Source organism: Streptomyces albidus (ex Kaewkla and Franco 2022) (genome assembly GCF_013870515.1).
Taxonomy (GTDB): domain Bacteria; phylum Actinomycetota; class Actinomycetes; order Streptomycetales; family Streptomycetaceae; genus Streptomyces; species Streptomyces albidus.
Genome location: NZ_JACBXA010000112.1, coordinates 1 through 17851 on the forward strand (window position 1 = coordinate 1; position 17851 = coordinate 17851).

At 68.9% G+C, this 17851-nt stretch carries 20 protein-coding genes; 8 read left to right on the top strand and 12 right to left on the bottom strand.

The window, feature by feature from the left end:
- The coding region (locus tag H5J26_RS17395; RefSeq protein WP_181766791.1) for an FHA domain-containing protein at positions 1 to 312 on the bottom strand (312 nt) is incomplete at its 3' end.
- 267 nt (positions 313 to 579) lie between these two features.
- On the opposite strand from H5J26_RS17395, the gene serB reads away from it, so the two are divergent.
- Positions 580 to 1875 carry a phosphoserine phosphatase SerB gene (serB, locus tag H5J26_RS17400; protein ID WP_181766792.1) on the top strand — a complete coding sequence of 432 codons (1296 nt, stop codon included), beginning with the start codon at positions 580 to 582 and terminating at the stop codon, positions 1873 to 1875.
- Between the two features lie 93 nt (positions 1876 to 1968).
- Here the strand turns inward: serB and H5J26_RS17405 are convergent, their stop codons facing one another.
- The 4 genes from H5J26_RS17405 to H5J26_RS17415 all read right to left on the bottom strand — a co-directional run bounded on the left by H5J26_RS17405 (position 1969) and on the right by H5J26_RS17415 (position 4423).
- Positions 1969 to 2496: a SixA phosphatase family protein gene (locus H5J26_RS17405; RefSeq protein ID WP_181766793.1), complete on the bottom strand. Its 528-nt coding sequence runs from the start codon at positions 2494 to 2496 to the stop codon at positions 1969 to 1971.
- Between the two features lie 77 nt (positions 2497 to 2573).
- Positions 2574 to 2813 (bottom strand): hypothetical protein, encoded by a 240-nt coding sequence (locus H5J26_RS17410; RefSeq protein ID WP_210771451.1) that lies wholly within the window; start codon positions 2811 to 2813, stop codon positions 2574 to 2576.
- Between the two features lie 159 nt (positions 2814 to 2972).
- Positions 2973 to 3089, bottom strand: a complete 117-nt coding sequence (locus H5J26_RS32000) for an SGM_5486 family transporter-associated protein (RefSeq protein WP_268933098.1) — start codon at positions 3087 to 3089, stop codon at positions 2973 to 2975.
- A gap of 17 nt (positions 3090 to 3106) precedes the next feature.
- Positions 3107 to 4423: a CynX/NimT family MFS transporter gene (locus H5J26_RS17415; protein WP_235980783.1), complete on the bottom strand. Its 1317-nt coding sequence runs from the start codon at positions 4421 to 4423 to the stop codon at positions 3107 to 3109.
- Between the two features lie 97 nt (positions 4424 to 4520).
- Between H5J26_RS17415 and H5J26_RS17420 the strand changes: the two genes are divergently transcribed.
- On the top strand, positions 4521 to 5210 hold the full coding sequence (locus H5J26_RS17420; protein WP_181766795.1) for a FadR/GntR family transcriptional regulator: 690 nt from the start codon (positions 4521 to 4523) through the stop codon (positions 5208 to 5210).
- Positions 5211 to 5283: 73 nt separating this feature from the next.
- Here the strand turns inward: H5J26_RS17420 and fabI are convergent, their stop codons facing one another.
- Positions 5284 to 6045, bottom strand: a complete 762-nt coding sequence (gene fabI / locus H5J26_RS17425; protein WP_181766796.1) for an enoyl-ACP reductase FabI — start codon at positions 6043 to 6045, stop codon at positions 5284 to 5286.
- A 2-nt stretch (positions 6046 to 6047) separates the two neighbouring features.
- A complete protein-coding gene (fabG, locus tag H5J26_RS17430) occupies positions 6048 to 6767 on the bottom strand; it encodes a 3-oxoacyl-[acyl-carrier-protein] reductase (protein ID WP_181766797.1) in 720 nt (239 codons plus the stop codon).
- A gap of 258 nt (positions 6768 to 7025) precedes the next feature.
- Here fabG and tyrS point away from each other — a divergent pair, with 258 nt between their 5' ends.
- Entirely contained in the window at positions 7026 to 8441 is a 1416-nt protein-coding gene (gene tyrS, locus H5J26_RS17435; protein ID WP_181766798.1) for a tyrosine--tRNA ligase, read from the top strand.
- Between the two features lie 88 nt (positions 8442 to 8529).
- Here the strand turns inward: tyrS and H5J26_RS17440 are convergent, their stop codons facing one another.
- Complete coding sequence (locus tag H5J26_RS17440; RefSeq protein WP_181766799.1) at positions 8530 to 8811, bottom strand: GlsB/YeaQ/YmgE family stress response membrane protein; 282 nt, start codon at positions 8809 to 8811, stop codon at positions 8530 to 8532.
- Between the two features lie 252 nt (positions 8812 to 9063).
- Between H5J26_RS17440 and H5J26_RS17445 the strand changes: the two genes are divergently transcribed.
- Positions 9064 to 9420, top strand: coding sequence for a DUF3099 domain-containing protein (locus tag H5J26_RS17445; RefSeq protein ID WP_181766800.1), 357 nt, complete (start codon positions 9064 to 9066; stop codon positions 9418 to 9420).
- 212 nt (positions 9421 to 9632) lie between these two features.
- Positions 9633 to 9893: a hypothetical protein gene (locus H5J26_RS17450; protein WP_309237951.1), complete on the top strand. Its 261-nt coding sequence runs from the start codon at positions 9633 to 9635 to the stop codon at positions 9891 to 9893.
- Here the strand turns inward: H5J26_RS17450 and moaA are convergent.
- The 3 genes from moaA to H5J26_RS17465 form a co-directional block, all read right to left on the bottom strand.
- Entirely contained in the window at positions 9876 to 10865 is a 990-nt protein-coding gene (gene moaA, locus H5J26_RS17455) for a GTP 3',8-cyclase MoaA (protein ID WP_181766801.1), read from the bottom strand. The genes H5J26_RS17450 and moaA overlap by 18 nt on opposite strands.
- A gap of 145 nt (positions 10866 to 11010) precedes the next feature.
- Complete coding sequence (locus H5J26_RS17460) at positions 11011 to 12651, bottom strand: cation acetate symporter (protein ID WP_181766802.1); 1641 nt, start codon at positions 12649 to 12651, stop codon at positions 11011 to 11013.
- Entirely contained in the window at positions 12648 to 12995 is a 348-nt protein-coding gene (locus H5J26_RS17465) for a DUF485 domain-containing protein (protein ID WP_181766803.1), read from the bottom strand. Before H5J26_RS17465 ends, H5J26_RS17460 begins: the two co-directional genes overlap by 4 nt.
- A gap of 281 nt (positions 12996 to 13276) precedes the next feature.
- On the opposite strand from H5J26_RS17465, the gene H5J26_RS17470 reads away from it, so the two are divergent.
- Positions 13277 to 14776, top strand: coding sequence for a S8 family peptidase (locus tag H5J26_RS17470; protein WP_181766809.1), 1500 nt, complete (start codon positions 13277 to 13279; stop codon positions 14774 to 14776).
- Positions 14777 to 14817: 41 nt separating this feature from the next.
- On the opposite strand, the gene H5J26_RS17475 is transcribed toward H5J26_RS17470, so the two are convergent.
- On the bottom strand, positions 14818 to 15732 hold the full coding sequence (locus tag H5J26_RS17475; RefSeq protein ID WP_181766804.1) for a sterol desaturase family protein: 915 nt from the start codon (positions 15730 to 15732) through the stop codon (positions 14818 to 14820).
- Positions 15733 to 16029: 297 nt separating this feature from the next.
- Here H5J26_RS17475 and H5J26_RS17480 point away from each other — a divergent pair, with 297 nt between their 5' ends.
- Positions 16030 to 17109 carry a DEDDh family exonuclease gene (locus tag H5J26_RS17480; protein ID WP_181766805.1) on the top strand — a complete coding sequence of 360 codons (1080 nt, stop codon included), beginning with the start codon at positions 16030 to 16032 and terminating at the stop codon, positions 17107 to 17109.
- 18 nt (positions 17110 to 17127) lie between these two features.
- Positions 17128 to 17851 (top strand): SURF1 family protein (locus H5J26_RS17485; protein WP_181766806.1); only part of this gene is annotated, 724 nt, incomplete at its 3' end.

A 17851-nucleotide genomic window follows, 5' to 3' on the forward strand; every position in this document is an offset into this window, starting at 1 on the left:
AGCGGCGCCCGCCCCCGAGAGGCTCAGCCGCGGACCGTCGGTCGCGTTGCCCAAGTGGACACTCATGCCCGGGCCGAGTTCCATCTGCTGGATGCGCTGCCCGCGCACGTACGAGCCGTTGGTACTTCCATGGTCCTCTATGACCCAGCTGCGGCCCCCCCAGCGGATCGTCGCGTGGCGCCAGGAGACTCTGGCATCGTCGATCACCAGGTCGCCCTGCGGATCACGTCCCAAGCTGTATGACCGGGACGGTTCAAGCGTCCAGGTTTGTCCGTTCAATTCCAGTACGAGTTCCGGCACTCCATGCCCCACAAAGTTGTCCCCCGAGTGACTCCCTCGCGGGGAGCCTAGGGATGGCGAACATCGTGAGGAACTATTTCAGGCCTGGGCCCCTGACAGGAAGTCGGCCCATGTCACAACCCCACTTCGTCTGTGACCGGTCCGGAACATCACCGCCACGAAGTGAATGCGACTGCTCCGGGGTGCGAATGAGCCCGGTGCACCGGAATCGGGCAGAGATCGGCAGAGAAGCACCCTCAGCAGGTGACTCGCGCTCCACAGCGATACCGTAAGAACATCATGACCACATCGCCGGCCATTCCGCCTTCGTATGCCGACACCCCCACCCTCCTGGTCAAGATCTTCGGCAAGGACCGGCCGGGCATCACCGCCGGGCTGTTCGAGACCCTTGCCGCTTTCGCGGTGGAAGTCGTCGACATCGAGCAGCTCGTCACGCGTGGCCGCATAACGCTGTGCGCCCTGGTCACCGCTCCCGGTACGGGCGCCGGAGCGGCCGGCGGCCAGAGCTCCGCGTCCGAGGGCGAGCTACGGGCGACCGTGCACGGCTGGGCGGAGTCGATGGGCCTGGAGGCCGAGATCATCTCGGGCACCGGCGACAACCAGCCGCGCGGCACCGGCCGTTCGCACGTCACGGTGCTGGGGCAGCCGCTCACAGCCGAGTCGACCTCTGCCATCGCCGCGAGCATCACCTCCACCGGCGGGAACATCGACCGCATCTTCCGGCTCGCCAAGTACCCGGTGACGGCGGTGGAGTTCGACGTCTCCGGCACCGAGACCTCCACGCTGCGCACCTCGCTCGCGCTGGAGGCCGCCAAGCACCGCGTCGACGTCGCCGTGGTCGCCTCGGGGCTCCAGCGCCGGGCGCAGCGGCTGGTCGTTATGGACGTCGACTCCACGCTCATCCAGGACGAGGTGATCGAACTCTTCGCGGCTCACGCCGGATGCGAGGACGAGGTCGCCGAGGTCACCGCCCGCGCCATGCGCGGGGAGCTGGACTTCGAGCAGTCACTGCACGCGCGCGTAGCGCTGCTGGAGGGCCTGGACGCCTCGGTCGTGGACAAGGTGCGCAAGGACGTACGGCTCACCCCCGGCGCCCGCACCCTCGTACGCACGCTCAAGCGTCTCGGCTACCAAGTCGGCGTCGTATCGGGCGGCTTCACCCAGATCACCGACGCGCTCAAGGACGAGCTGGGCCTCGACTTCGCCGCCGCCAACACCCTCGGGGTCGCCGACGGCAAGCTGACCGGCCGGGTCACCGGTGACATCGTGGACCGTGAGGGCAAGACCCGCCTGCTGCGCCGCTTCGCGGACGAGGCGGGCGTTCCGCTGGTGCAGACCGTCGCCATCGGGGACGGCGCCAACGACCTCGGCATGCTGAACGCCGCGGGCCTGGGGGTGGCCTTCAACGCCAAGCCGGTCGTCCGCGAGGCCGCGCACACCGCCGTCAACGTGCCCTTCCTGGACACCGTCCTGTATCTGCTGGGAATCACGCGCGAAGAGGTCGAGGCCGCCGACGGCACCGGCGCGGGCGCCGGCCAGTACGCGGACGGCGAGCGCCTGTTGAGCGGCGACTGAGCGCACGCCGGCCGGTGAAGCAACCGCCTCCTGAACGGCGGTGACCCGCGCCTGCGGCGGCGCGGGTCACCGGATCACGTACAGCTGCTGTCTCTACTCAGGCGGTTCGTGCGGGGCCCAGTAGCCGGCCAGCGTGGCGATGCCCGGCTCGACGGACTTCCAGGAGCCGTCGAAGCGGAGCACGGCGACCGCCGAGGTGGGGAAGCCGTGGCGCGACATGCGCTCCAGGCTGTCGCCCTCGGCGCCGCCGGTGAGGGCCTCGGCCACTCCCTGTATTCCGGGGTTGTGCGCGACGACCAGCAGGTCGTGGACATCCTCCGGAACATCGTTGATCACCGCGATGATCTCGCCGGGCGAAGCGTCGTACAGCCGCTCCTCGTAGACGGTCTTGGGGCGGTGCGGAAGGTGGTGGACGGCCAGTTTCCAGGTCTCACGTGTACGGACGGCTGTCGAGCAGAGGGTCAGTCCGGGGGCGATGCCGTGGGTGGCGAGCCACTCACCGACGGCCGGGGCGTCCTTGCGCCCGCGATCCGCCAGGGGACGCTCGTGGTCTGCCACCTCTGGCCAGTCGGCTTTGGCGTGCCGGACAAGGACGATACTGCGGGGCACATCGACGCTCATGTCTCCCAGCTTCGCATGAAACGCGGTGCTGGGCGGAGGGTGTTGACAGTGCACAGAGGGCTGACGTCTCCCGTTCGTCAGCCCAGCAATGCCTGCTCCACACGCTCCAGGAGCGCGGCGAGCGCCTCTCCCCCGGCCTGCTGCTCCGCCGCGGCCGCCTCTCCGCCGCCGAGGAGCAGCGCCAGCAGCAGGGCGAAGGCGAGCACCGGCAGGGCCGCTGCCCACCAGGGCAGCCGCGTCTGCCCGGTGACGGGCGGGATGTGTTGCCGGGCAGCGGTCACGCCTGGAGAGGCGTGGGTACGAACACGGGCCGTCATGGCGCGCTCCCCTGTCTCCGTGGTCGTCGTGCAGTGTGCTTCGACGCTACGGAAGCGGGGGCGGGCATCCCATCCGGTGACCCACCCACTTCCCCCTGACCCAGCCCCCCTAGGGGTGGTGGGGTCAGCACCACCATCGGGACGGTCCGGCGACGTCCCTCAGGGGGCGGCGACGGTCGCGATCACGGCGATGGCGACCATGATTCCGAGGATCGCGCCGAGGATCAGGAGCAGTTTCTTCTGCCCGTTCTGCGGATGGGGTTCGAGCACTGGCATACCGGCCAGTGTCGCACTCAGCGTCCGTCCTCGATCACGCGGTCCCGCCCGGCCAGCACGCCCATCACCGTCTGCGCGAGCAGCAGCCCGGCCATGAGCATCAGCGGTACGCGCCAGCCGCCGCTGACGTCGTGCAGGGCGCCCACGAGCAGCGGACCCGGGACGGAGAGCAAGTAGCCCGTGCTCTGCGCGAATGCTGAGAGCTGGACGACGCCGGCCGAGGAGCGCGACTTGAGGCTGATCATGGTGAGGGCGACCGGGAACGCGCAGTTGGCGATGCCCAGCAGCGTCGCCCACAGCCACGCCCCGGCGGCCGGCGCGAACCAGAGCCCGGCGTAGCCCGTGAAGCCGCACAGCGCGAGGGTCATGACGAGCGGGCCCTGGTGCCGCATCCGGGCGGCGAGCTTCGGCACCACGAAGGCGAGCGGTACGCCCATCCCCATGGTCACGGCGAGCATCAGGCCGGCCGAGGACGCGGAGACGCCGGCGTCACGGAAGATCTGCGGCAGCCACCCCAGGATGATGTAGGCGGCGGAGGCCTGGAGCCCGAAGAAGCCGCCGAGCGCCCAGGCGGTGGGCGAGCTGCGGATGCGTATGCGTTCTGCGGCGCCGGCAGCCGAGGTGTCTCCCGGGGATCCCGTGCCGTGCGCGGGTCGTGGTGTGGGTTCGCTGGTGGCCTGAGGTCCGGGACGGCGGCTGGCGGGGTCCTTCAGCACGAGGGCCCAGGGCACGATCGCGAGCACCCCGAGCAGCGCCCAGGCACCGAGTCCGGCCCGCCAACTGCCGCCCAGCGCTCCGGCCATGGGGACCGTGGCGGCTGCCGCGCAGGCCGTACCGAGTGCGAGTCCCATCGAGTACAGGCCCGTCATCGTCCCGACGCGGTCCGGGAACCAGCGCTTGACGACCACCGGCATCAGCACGTTGCTCACCGCGATGCCGGCCAGCGCGAGGGCGCTGGCAGCGAGAAAGGTGACGGTGCCGCCGGCGAAGGGCCGCAGGGCGAGCCCCGCCGTGATCGCGATCATGCCCGTCAGCACCACCGGTGCGGATCCGCCGCGGCGTGCGAGCCGCGGCGCCAGGCTCCCGAACAGCGCGAAGCACAGCGCCGGTACGGAGGTCAGCAGGCCGGCCACGACGCCGTTCATGCCGAGGTCGGCCCGTACCTCCTTCAGCAGCGGGCCGAGGGCGGAGATCGCGGGACGGAGGTTGAGAGCCGCGAGGAGCAGGCCGACGACGAGGAGGCGCACCACCCATCGCGGCGCGACCGCGGCGGGGGCCGCGGTCGCGTTCGCGGAACAGTCGGTGCGCTTCAGGCCGTCTTCCGTCATCTGCATGGAGTCCATCATAGAATCATGGGATGAATTGACGTTAACGCGTCCCCTCCGCTCAAGAGAAGCCGCCGTGAGAGACGGCGCACGCCACAGGAGAGAGATGACCCTGTCCTCGCCGCAACGCTCCGCCCTTTCCGACCAGGTGATCTCCGCGCTGCGCGCCCAGATCACCTCGGGAGAGTGGCCGGTGGGCGCCCGCATCCCCACTGAGGCGGAGCTCGTGGAGCAGCTGGGGGTCGCCCGCAACACCGTCCGGGAAGCGGTGCGCGCGCTCGCTCACAACGGCCTGCTGGACATCCGGCAGGGCTCCGGCACGTACGTCGTCGCGACGAGCGAGCTGGCCGGGGTGATGCACCGCCGCTTCGCGGACTCCGACCCGCACCATGTCGCCGAGATGCGCGCCGCGTTGGAGACCACGGGTGCCCGGCTGGCGGCGCTGCGGCGGACCGAGCAGGACCTCGGGCAGCTGGACGTGCTGCTGGAGCGGCGCGAGGCGGCATGGGCGTCGGGTGACGCGGAGCGGTTCGTGGAAGCCGACGCCGGACTTCATCTGGGCGTCGTGTCCGCCTCCCACAACGACGTGCTGACCGCCGTGTACGCGGACCTCGGCGAGGTCATGCGCGACTTCCTGCGTCTCAACGTGGGCGACGAGCTGAATCCCGAGGAGCACATGGATCACGCGCGTCTGGTCGCGGCGATCCACGCGGGCGACCCGGAAGCCGCCGAGCGGGAGGCCGCTTCGCATACGCAGGAGTGGAGTTGCGGGGCAGGAGCCCCGGCGAAGAGCTGAGCCGTCCCATCTGACGGCAGTGGCCCCGGACTTCACCGTCCGGGGCCACAACCACTGTGCGCAGGGCCGTCGTTCAGGCGCCCATCATGTGCACGCCGCCGTCGACGTGGACGATCTCTCCGGTCGTCTTGGGGAAGAAGTCCGAGAGCAGGCCCACGATTCCGCGGCCGGCCGGGTCCGGGTCGCTCAGGTCCCAGCTCATCGGGGCGCGGTGGTTCCAGACGTCGGCGAGCTCCTCGAAGCCCGGGATGGACTTGGCGGCCATGGACTTGATGGGGCCGGCGGAGACGAGGTTGCACCGCACGTTCCGCGCGCCCAGATCCCGCGCGAGGTAGCGGTTGGTCGACTCGAGTGCCGCCTTGGCGACGCCCATCCAGTCGTACTTCGGCCAGGCGATCTGCGCGTCGAAGGTGAGGCCCACGACCGAACCGCCCCGCGGCATCAACGGAAGGCAGGCCGTCGTGAGGGACTTGAGGGAGTACGCCGAGACGTGGACGGCCGTGGCGACGTCCTCCCAGCTCGCCTCGAGGAAGTTGAAGGCGCCCTGCGGGCCGAAGGCGATGGAGTGGACGATGCCGTCGAGCCCGTCGACGTGTTCAGTGATCTTGCCGGCGAGCGAGTCCAGGTGCTCCTGGTTCGTCACGTCCAGCTCGATGACGGGAGCTTCCTTCGGGAGCCGCTTGGCGATCCGCTGCACGAGGCTGAGGCGGCCGTACCCGGTGAGTACGACCTCCGCGCCCTCCTCCTGCGCGACCTTCGCCGCGTGGAAGGCAATGGACCCGTCGGTGAGGACCCCGGTGACGAGGATGCGCTTGCCTGCGAGGATTCCGCTCATCTTCAGTGCCCCATGCCCAATCCGCCGTCGACAGGAATGACGGCTCCAGTGATGTACGCGGCCTCGTCGGAGGCGAGGAAGCGGACGGAGGCCGCGACCTCCTCGGCCTGCGCGTAGCGGCCCAGCGGCACCTGCTCGACGATCTTCTCGCGCTGCTCGTCGCTGAGCGCCTTCGTCATGTCGGTGTCGACGAAGCCGGGCGCGATCACGTTGCAGGTGATGTTACGGGAGCCCAGCTCACGGGCGAGCGAGCGGGCGAAGCCGATCAGACCGGCCTTGGACGCCGCGTAGTTGGTCTGTCCCGCCGAGCCGAGCAGTCCGACGACGGAGGAGATGAGCACGATCCGGCCCTTGCGCGCGCGCAGCATCCGTTTGGAGGCGCGCTTGACGACCCGGAAGGTGCCGGTGAGGTTCGTCTCCAGCACCGTGCTGAAGTCCTCCTCGGACATCCGCAGCAGCAACTGGTCGCGGTTCACACCGGCGTTGGCGACGAGCACCTCGACCGGGCCGTGCTTCTCCTCGATCTCCTTGTAGGCCCTCTCCACCTGCTCGGGGTCGGTGATGTCGCACCTGACCGCCAGAGCACCGCTCTTGACGAGCGCCTCGGGCGGCTCGCCCGTGCGGTAGGTGACGGCGACCTGGTCCCCTGCGTCGACGAAGGCCAGGGCGATGGCGAGGCCGATGCCGCGGTTGCCTCCGGTGACGAGTACCGAGCGGCTCAAGGTAGGACCACCCTTTCTGTGGTCTCCGCTCTTCTCGCGCACGGCTTGCGCGTGACGAGTAGGCGGACGGTGTCTGTCCGTACGAAGCTATACGTGCGCGCACCGTTTCAGGGAATCGAGCAGCGACAGGGGGCCGCGCGGGCTCCTGTCGGATTCCTACAGAAAGCTCGGGCGGCCGGGACGGGCGGCGGACTGCCCCCACCCGCGCACGAATAGACTTTGCGGCGACCCAGTCCGCTCCGATCCCCAGGACAGAACGTGACACGCCTCGGCGACTCCGTACAGCGCGCCAGCCGACTGCTGGCGCAGGACCTCTCCTCCGACGAGACCGTCGGGCAGCTGCTCGCGGAAACGGGGTCGCGGCGCTATCTGGATCTGAGCGATCTGCCCGCCAAGGAGCAGGCCGCGCTGATCGGTGCGCGTGCGGTGGACGTGCTGCCGACGGTGGAGAAGCTCGCCGAGGAGATCGAGGCGAAGCGGGCCCAGGGCAAGGGCCTTCACGTGAAGCTGGGCATCGACCCGACCGCCGCCGACGTGCACCTCGGCCACGCCGTTCCCGTCATCATCCTCAGCCGCTTCCAGCGGATGGGCCACGATGTCACGCTGATCATCGGCGACTTCACCGCCAAGATCGGCGACCCCTCGGGGCGTACGGCGGAGCGCCCGGCGCTGACGGACGAGGAGATCGCGAAGAACCTCTCCGGTTACCAGGATCAGGTCAGGCCCTTCTTCGACTTCGAGAACGTGAGCTTCCGCAACAACAGCGACTGGCTCGGCGACTTCACCTTCCCGCAGCTGATCACACTCCTCGCCCAGATCCCCGCGTCGTCACTGCTCCAGCGCGAGGACTTCCGCAACCGCCTCGCGGAGGGCTCGGGGCTGACCATGTCCGAGCTCATCTACCCGGTGGCGATGGCCCTGGACTCCGTCGAGCTGGACTGCGACATCGAACTCGGCGGCCTCGACCAGCTGTTGAACATGCAGATGGGCCGGCGGCTGATGGAGCTGCACGGCCAGCGGCCGCAGATGGTCGCCACGATGCCGCTGATCGAGGGCACCGACGGTTCCGGCGCCAAGATGTCGAAGTCCAAGGGCAACTACATCGGCATGACCGCCGGGCCCGACGACGTCTACGGCAAGATCATGTCGATCCCGGACCGGCTCATGGTGCCGTACCTGCGCGCCTGGACCGAGTGGACGGACGCCGAGATCGACCAGGCGGGCGCCCGCATCGAGGCCGGGACCCTGCACCCGATGGACCTGAAGAAGGTCCTGGCGGGAGAGGTGGTCACGGCGCTGCACGGGGCCGAGGCGGCGAAGGCGGCACGGGCGGGGTTCACCGCGCAGTTCTCGAAGAAGTCCTTCGGGGACGTGGAGGCGCTGCCGTCCGTGGACGCCGCCGAGCACGGCGCCGAGGGCATCGCGGCGATCCTCACGCAGGTACTGGAGTTCACTCCGAGCGCGTCGGCGGCCAGGCGCATCGCCAAGCAGAACGGTCTGCGGCTCGTCGTCGAGACGGGCGACGGCGGCGAGCAGCGCGCCATCGTGCTGCCGGAGTCGGACGCGCTGCGGCCGCTCGCAGAGGTCGTTCCCGAGAAGCTGGCCGAAGCGGGCGTGAGCGGCACGGTCTACCTCAAGGCGGGACGGAAGATCGCGCAGATCCACGGTCTCTGAGCAACCTGATGCGGCGGTGGGACGGGCCCTCGGGCTCGCCCCACCGCCGCGTCAGCGCGCGTGGTCCAGGACCGGTCCAGCGCTGTGATCAGACGCGCTCCCGCCTTCTCCGCCCCCTGATGGTGGCCCACAGCGGCGATCCCAGTGCAACCACGATGACCGCGCCCGCCAGCTGCAGGACGTGCCGGATCCAGTCGATGCCGTCGGTGTCCCCCACGCCCGCCCAGGTGGCCACCGCGTTGCCGAGGACGCTGCCGAGAAGGCCGAAGATCACCGTCAGCCACAGGGGGATGCGCTGCCTGCCCGGAATGATCGCCCGGGCGATGACACCCAGCACCAGCCCCACGACGATCGCCCACAACCAGTTCATCGCGCCTCCGTAGATCGCTGACGCCCGGCACCGGCATCGCCGGGCCCGTGAGCGTGCGCATGCGTCGCCAGCTTCGCGCCGGGCGGGCTACGCCGCATTGCTGAGTACTCCGTACGGGCCGTGCCGCAGCGACGCCGGTCCGCCCGAGTGGGCATCCCGGTCTCGAAGTGGGCCGAGCCGGGGCGTACGGTGAAGAAGGTCCGCCAGCCCTGCAGCGGGCCGCAGACCGGCACGGGCGAAGGTGGTGGAGATATGCGGAAGCAGCGCGAAGCCGAGGTCTTCCGGATCACCGGAGCCCGGCAGGGGCTTGCCGACGATGTGCGCGGCCGTCAGCGGCGTTACGTGATCTCGATGCTCATCCGGACGCTTTCGGTTCTGCTGACGGTGGTTCTGTGGAACGTTCAGCGGCCGCTGGCCATTGTGACTCTCGTCGTGGGCGCGCTCTTGCCGTACGTGGCCGTCGTGATCGCCAACGCGGGCCGGGAGAGGCCGCCTTCGCTTCCGTCCTCCTTCGTGCCGGCGCCGGTGCGTCCCGCGCTGGGCCCCTCCGAAGCCGTAGCGGAAGCTCCTCGGGACAAGCCCGACGGGCCGCTGGCCGATCACAGCTGAGCTGACCCGGAGGCGACCCGGAGCCGACGGCTCCCGTTCCTCAAGAAAAGCTCAGATCAATCATGTTGTTCCGCTGCACCTCGCCGGGGTCCCCATGCCATACTTCTTAGGCGCTCCGCATCCCCCGTCGGAGCGACAGACCGACGCCGGGCGGCTCCCCCCGTGGCTGCCCGGCGTCGCTTGTTGTCCGGGTGCGGGTGTTGGATGGGGGCGTGTTTCCCTTGTCTGCGTCCCCCGAAGAAGAGCCCGAGAGCCCCATCTGCTCCGCCAAGGGCTGCCGTGCGCCCGCGGTCTGGGTGCTGGCCTGGAACAACCCCAAGCTGCACACTCCAGAGCGCCGCAAGACATGGCTGGCGTGTGAGGAGCACCGCGAACACCTGTCGTCCTTCCTGGACTTGCGCGGTTTCCTCAAGGACGTCGTCCGCCTCGGCGAATGGGAGGAGGGCGGCCGGGGCTCATCCGCCGATGGCTGACATCGGGCGGTCGGGCTGCACGAACGACGGGTCGTCGATGCCCGCGCCGGCCTTCTTCCCCCACATCGCAGTCCTCCACCGCGCCGCGACTTCGGCGTCGTCCTCGCCCTGTCGCAGAGCAGCGCGCAGGTCGGACTCCTCCGTGGCGAAGAGGCATGTGCGGACCTGACCGTCCGCCGTGAGGCGCGTACGGTCACAGGCCCTGCAGAAGGGGCGGGTGACGGAGGCGATGACGCCGACCCGGTGCGGGCCTCCGTCCACGATCCAGCGCTCGGCGGGTGCAGAACCGCGCTCGTCCTCCCCCTCGGGGGTGAGGGTGAAGCGGGTGCGCAGGGACTCCAGGATGTCCCCCGCGGTGATCATCCCGTCGCGCTGCCAGCCGTGTTGGGCGTCGAGCGGCATCTGCTCGATGAAGCGCAGCTCGTACTCGTGGGCGACGGCCCAGGCCAGGAGGTCGGGCGCCTCCTCGTCGTTGAGCCCGGGCATCAGAACGGAGTTGACCTTGACGGGGGTCAGCCCGGCCTCCTGCGCCGCTGCCAGCCCGCGCATCACGTCTGCGTGCCGCTTGCGGCGGGTCAACTGCTGGAAGACGTCAGGGCGGAGGGTGTCGAGGGAGACGTTGACCCGGTCGAGACCGGCGTCGCGCAGGGCCACGGCCGTACGCTCCAGGCCGATGCCGTTAGTCGTCAGGGAGAGCTGGGGGCGCTGCGGCAAGGACGCGCAGCGCTCGACGATGCCGACGAGCCCCGGGCGAAGCAACGGTTCGCCTCCGGTGAACCGCACTTCCTCCACGCCGAGTTCGCTCACGGCGATGCGGACCAACCGGACGATCTCGTCGTCCGTGAGCAACTCCGGCTTGGCAAGCCACTGAAGGCCTTCCTCAGGCATGCAGTACGTGCAGCGCAAGTTGCAGCGGTCGGTCAGCGAAACGCGCAAGTCAGTCGCGACTCGGCCGTATGTGTCGAGCAGCATGCTGGCGGCCCTCCCACGTTGTGCCAATGCTTCGCAGCGTACGGGACGCCACCGACAATCAACAGATCGTTGAATGCCGGTGGCGTCCACTCACTCGTGCGGCGACGTCGCCGCGACGCGGTCGGGCCGCGCCGTCAGTGCGTGCTCAGTGTGCGCCGAATCCGGTCATCGAACGCACCTCGAGCTCCGCGTACTTCTTGACGGCGGTCTCCTCCTTGGAGACGACGGAACCGATCCAGCCGAGCAGGAAGCCCAGCGGGATGGAGATCAACCCCGGGTTCTCCAGCGGGAACCAGGCGATGTCGGCATCCGGGAACATCGAGGTCGGCTTGCTGGTCACGACGGGCGAGAACAGCACCAGGACCACCGAGGAGATGAGTCCGCCGTAGATCGACCACAGCGCGCCCTGGGTGGTGAACCGCTTCCAGAAGAGGCTGTAGAGGATCGTCGGCAGGTTGGCGGACGCGGCGACCGCGAAGGCGAGCGCCACCAGTCCGGCGACGTTGAGCCCCCCGGCGAAGATCCCGAGTCCGATCGCGACGGCACCGATGATCACCGAGGAGATGCGCGCCGCGCTGACCTCCTCCTTGTCGGTCGCCTTCCCCTTGCGGATGACGTTGGCGTACAGGTCGTGCGCGAACGACGACGAGGAGGCGAGGGTGAGACCCGCGACCACGGCCAGAATCGTGGCGAAGGCCACCGCCGAGATCATGGCGAGCAGTATCGCCCCTCCGGTCGAGTCCGCGCCGCCGCCGATCTCCTGTGCCAGCAGCGGTGCGGCGGTGTTGCCCGCCGGGTCGGAGCCGGTGATCGTCTTCTGCGAGAGCAGCGCTGCCGCGCCGAAGCCCAGGGCGATCGTCATCAGGTAGAAGACACCGATGATGCCGATGGCCCAGTTCACCGACTTACGGGCCGCCATGGCCGTCGGGACGGTGTAGAAGCGGATCAGGATGTGCGGGAGGCCGGCGGTCCCGAGCACGAGCGCCAGACCCAGCGAGATGAAGTTGATCTTCGAGGTGGTGTCCACGCCGTACTTGAGGCCCGGCTCCAGGAAGGAGGCTCCCTTGCCGCTGTTCTCGGCGGCGGCGCCGAGCAGGCTGGAGAGGTTGTAGTTGAACTTGTGGAAGACCAGCACCGTGACGACGAGCGTCCCGCCGATGAGCAGGCAGGCCTTGATCATCTGCACCCACGTGGTGCCCTTCATGCCGCCGATCGTCACGTAGAGGATCATGACGACGCCGACCAGGACCACGATGAGGTTCTTCCCCGCCTCGCCGCTGATGCCCAGCAGCAGGGCGACGAGCGCGCCCGCGCCGACCATCTGGGCCAGCAGGTAGAAGATCGAGACGATGATCGTGGAGATGCCCGCAGCCGTACGGACGGGGCGCTGCCGCATCCGGAAGGCCAGCACATCGCCCATCGTGTAGCGGCCGGAGTTCCGCAGCGGCTCGGCCACCAGCACCAGGGCGACCAGCCAGGCCACCAGGAAGCCGATGGAGTACAGGAAGCCGTCGTATCCGGAAAGGGCGATCGCACCGGCGATGCCGAGGAACGACGCGGCCGACATGTAGTCGCCGGAGATGGCGAGACCGTTCTGGAATCCGGTGAACTCGCGTCCGCCGGCGTAGAAGTCGGTGGCGTCCTTGGTCTTGCGGCCGGCCCACACCGTGACGCCGAGCGTCAGCAGGACAAAGACCGTGAAGAGTGTGACGATCAGAGTGCGGTGCTGGCTCGCGGCCGCGAGCTGCAGGTTCGGCGCCGAAGCAAGGGAGTGCGTGAGGCTCATGCTTCACCCTCCAGACGTGTCTTGATGGCTTCGGCCTTGGGGTCGAACTTGGCCGCCGCGAAACGGGAGTACCACCAGGCGATCAGGAAGGTGGTCAGGAACTGTGCGAGGCCCAGAACGAAGGCGACGTTGATGGTTCCGACGACCTTCGTCGCCATGAACCCGCCCGCGTAGTTGGACAGCAGCACGTACAGCAGGTACCAGGCGATGAAGCCGACGGTCAGGGGAAACGCGAACGATCGGTAGACGCTGCGCAACTCGCCGAACTCGGCGCCCTGCTGCACCTGCGTGTAGTCCGTGCCGTCTGGCGGGGCGGACCTCTCGTTCTCTGGTGCTGAGTCCACGGGAACTCCCAGTCGATGTGGTGGTGCGGTGAGGAAAATATGCAGGTCGGGATGTACTTACACGCTTGCAGTGCGGCGCATCGTAGATCTTCACGACCGTCCAGCAACAGGGGTCGGTCGTTGAATCACGAAAGAGGGATCACAGACAAACCAGGTCCATCCTCAAGAATCCATTGCTGAGCTGCCCCGATCAACGCTAAGTTCCCAGCTCTGTGCTCAACTTCGGACAACATGGAGACCCCGTGGATTCACAACCTTCCAGACGGTGGCGCAAGTTTGCGATGCCGCTGGGACTGGTTCTGACTGCATCTCTCGGCCTGGCGGGTGCCGCCGTGGCCAATGGTCAGGACGCGCCGGCCTCGTCCAAGAAGGACGGCGAGACGCTGAGCTACGTCGTCAACACCAAGGCGGACGCCGGCACGATCAAGCGTGTCAAGAAGGAGATAGCCAAGGCGGACGGCAAGGTCGTCACGGCGTACAAGCAGATAGGCGTGATCGTCGCCCACTCCGCGAACGCGAAGTTCGGCGACACGATGCGCGCGGTCGACGGAGTGGACACGGCGGGCGCGACCCGTACCGCCCCGCTCAAGGCCGCCGGCACCACTGACGTGGGCAAGCCGAAGTTCGTGAAGGTCCCCAAGTCGGCCACCGGCGCCCAGGCCAGGGCGAAGGCCGAGGCGGCGGGCAAGGAGCCGCTGGAGTCCCTGCAGTGGGACAAGCGGACGATCAGGGCCGACAAGGCCAGCAAGGTCAGTGAGGGCAGCAAGAAGGTCACCGTCGGTGTCATCGACACCGGGGTCGACGACACGCACCCGGACCTCAAGCCCAACTTCTCGGCCGGTCAGTCCGCGAACTGCGTGGGGGGCAAGGCCGACACCTCACCGGGTGCCTGGCGTCCCTACGACCCGGCGAACGACTACCACGGCACCCACGTCGCGGGCATCATCGCCGCCCCGCGCAACGGAGTCGGCGTCGCCGGCGCCGCCCCGGGTGTGAAGATCGCCGCGCTGAAGGTCTCCGAGCCCGAGACGTCGCTCTTCTTCACCGAGGCCGTCGTCTGCGCGATGGTGTTCGCCGCCGACCACGGCGTCGAGGTCACCAACAACAGCTATTACACCGACCCCTGGCTGTACAACTGCAAGGACGACAAGGACCAGAAGGCTCTTGTCGACGCAGTGAGCAGGGCGACGAAGTACGCGACGGGCAAGGGCATCACGCACGTCTCCTCGGCGGGCAACTCCTCGCACGACCTGGCCGCCACCGAGATCGTGGACGACACCAGCCCTGACGACAGCACTCCGGTCGAGCGCAAGGTCAACCCGGCCGAGTGCCCGGACCTCCCGAGCATGCTGCCCGGCGTGACCTCGGTGTCCTCCACCGGCGCGGAGAACGGCAAGTCCTACTTCTCCAACTACGGTCTGAACCAGGTCGACGTCTCCGCACCCGGCGGTGACCGTCGCTACCAGACGCCCGAGGAGCCGGCCAAGGACGGCGGCGTCCTGTCCACCATGCCGGAGGGCGACTACGCCTACCTGCAGGGCACTTCGATGGCCGGACCGCAGGTCGCGGGAGTCGCGGCGCTCATCAAGAGCACGCACCCCGACTTCAGCGCCAACGAGATCGCCTGGCGCCTGAAGGCCCAGGCGAAGAGCGTGACCTGCCCCGACGAGTTCGACCCCGACGGCAAGGGCACGTACAAGGCCGACTGCACGGGCCTGAAGGGCAACAACAGCTTCTACGGCCACGGGATCGTCGATGCCCTCGCGGCCGTCAAGAAGTGAGGTGAGCGGAGGGTGACACCGTCACCCGTCGGCGACACGGGTCAGGAAACGACCCGCTGAGCCGGTTCATCCGCCGGTGAGGGGCCGGGCTGCGCAGGCGGCCCGGCCCCTTCCGCGCTGTCCTCCTCGGGCCGCCAGCCAGGCCCGCGGAAGACCCTTCCAGCACGCTCGTGCCAGTTGCGTGCCGACCGCAGATCGCGTCCGATCGCGGCGTATTCGTGCGTCGCGACGCGCAGCGGGTTGTAAGTCGCGATGTTCTTCGTGAGGCCGAAGACGCAGGGTTCGGTCTCCGGCGTGAACGACCCGAAGAGCCTGTCCCAGACGATCAGGATCCCGCCGAAGTTGCGGTCCAGGTACCCGCCTTGGGAGGCGTGGTGGACGCGGTGGTGCGACGGCGTGTTGAAGAGGAACTCCACGGGGCGCGGCAGTTTTCCGATCCGCTCGGTGTGGATCCAGAACTGGTAGACGAGGTTCACCGAGGAGCAGAAGGCGAGCGCTGCCGGGTGCACGCCGAGTGCGATCAGCGGCACGTAGAAGGGCCAGACGGTCCAGGTGGTCCAGGGCTGGCGCAGCGCCGTGCTGAGGTTGAAGTTGCGGCTGGAGTGGTGCACCACGTGGCACGCCCACAGGACGCGGATGACGTGATGGCCACGGTGGGACCAGTAGTAGAAGAAGTCCTGCCCGAGCAGCATCAGGAGCAGCGTCCACCACACGACGGGGACCCGCAGGGGGGTCAGTTCGTAGACGCCCGCGTAGATGGCCACGATCGGGATCTTCCAGAGGGCGTCGAACACCAGGCTTCCCAGCCCCATGCCGATGCTCGTGGCGGCGTCTTTCGTCTCGTATCCGGCGGAGTCCTCGTCCGGATGGAGACGGTAGCTCACGATTTCCACCACGGTGAGCAGAATGAAGGCAGGTATCGACCACAGGACGACGTCAGGCAACTGAGACGGCATGTCAGCAAGGTAAGCGCGGACGCGGTCTTCGGCTAGGGGTTGTTACCGACAAGTATAAAATGACTCCCCGTCAGCACCGGGCAGCGAAGTGTCCCCCGCACATGCCCGTACGACCGCCGAGCAGCGGCGTTCGAAGAGGGCGGCACGCGCGCCGGGGCGCTCCTCCCGGCAGTGCCCCTCTGTCTTGGTTCGGCTCGAACCCGCCCCGTCCGCACGGACGTTGACGCCCCTTCGGCATTCGCTCACACGCCCTGCCGCTGACAGGACTGTCAGTGCCGGCCCGTATTCTCTGTGACCATGCTCGAAGACCAGACGGCACGTCCCGACGAGCCGGCGGACAAGACGGAAGCGGCTCCCCGCATCCCCTCTCAGTCCCCCGCCGCCGACCCCGGGGCCCCGCCCGCCTGGCCCGAGGGGTATCCGCAGGGCTATGCCGTGGTGGACGTGGAGACCACCGGCCTGGCGCGCGACGACCGCATCGTCTCCGCCGCCGTCTACCGCCTGGACGCCAGGGGCGACGTCGAGGACCACTGGTACTCCCAGGTCAACCCGCAGCGCGACCCCGGCCCCACCTGGATCCACGGGCTCACCGCCGAAATCCTCGCGGACGCACCGCTGTTCACGGAGATCGCCGACGATCTGGCGGCCCGCCTGGACGGCCGCGTCCTCGTCGCGCACAACGCCGTCTTCGACTGGTCGATGATCGCTCGGGAGTACGCCCGCGCGCAGCGCACGCCTCCCGTGCGCCAGCGGCTGTGCACGATCGCCCTCTCCAAGCAGCTCTCGCTCCCGCTGCCCAACCACAAGCTGGAGTCGCTGGCCGCCCACTACGGCGTCTCGCAGCAGCGCGCGCACCACGCCCTGGACGACGCCCGCGTTCTGGCCGAGGCGTTCCGCCCGAGCCTCCACCTGGCCGTCCAGCAGGAGGTGCAGCTGCCGCTGCTGGCCTGCCTGCCGCTTTCGGAGTCGCCGGAGAGCGGCGCGCGGGGCGGCCACGGCGGCGGCCGCCGCGGCTACGGTGCTTCGGGCTCACGCTCCTACGGGTACGGCTGGCGCCCCTCGCGGCGGCTGCCCGCCTCTCCGTACCCGAACCCGGGGCGGTACGAGCCGGGCGGGAGGCTCGTCCAGGGCATGCGGGTCGCCATCTCGGGAGACACCTCCACCGCCCGCGAGCTGCTGGAGGACCGGGCCGTGGACGCGGGGCTGCACATCGCCTCGAACGTCTCGAGCCGGACGAGCCTCCTGGTCACGAACGATCCGGGATCCCTGACGTCCAAGGTCGTCAAGGCCCAGGCTCACGGCACGCCCGTCGTGGACGAGGCCGCCTTCGGTCAGCTCCTGAACGACGTGGCCCCCGCTCGGCGGCCCGGAGGCTGAGGGGTACCGTCAATAGCCGTGTACCGCTTCCTGTTGTCCCGGCAGTGGGTGATCCTCACCCTCATCGGCCTCGCTCTCATCCCCGGGATGATCAAGCTGGGCTTCTGGCAGCTGCACCGGCACGAATCGCGCGTCGCGCACAACGAGTTGATCAGCTCCAGCCTCAGCGCTCCGCCCGTGCCGTTCGAGCGGCTCAGCGGAGTCGAGGGCGGGCCCGCGGAGGACGACCAGTTCCGTACGGCGAAGGCGAGCGGCCGTTACGACCGGGAGCACGAGGTCGTGGTGCGGCAGCGTACGGGCGCCGATCAGAAGTCCATCGGCTACTTCGTCGTCACACCGCTGATCCAGAGCGACGGCAATGCCGTGCTGGTCAACCGCGGCTGGATCGAGGCTGACGGCGATCTGACCGAGTTCCCGGACGTCCCGGCACCGCCGCGCGGCGAGGTCACCGTCACCGGCCGGGTCATGGTCAGCGAGACGAGCGAGGCCAGCGGCATCAAGGACAAGCCCGGCCTGCCGCCGCGACAGGTGATGCTGATCAACAGCCAACAGCAGGCCAATGCTCTGGGCGGGCCCGTGCGCAGCGGCTATCTCCAGCTGACGGCGACCGACCCGGAGCCGAGCGCCCGGCAGCCCGAGCGCATCCCCGAGCCGGACCACAGCAGCATCGGTCCGCACATGGCGTACGCGATCCAGTGGTGGCTCTTCGCGGCTGCGGTCCCGGTCGGCTGGGCCGTACTGG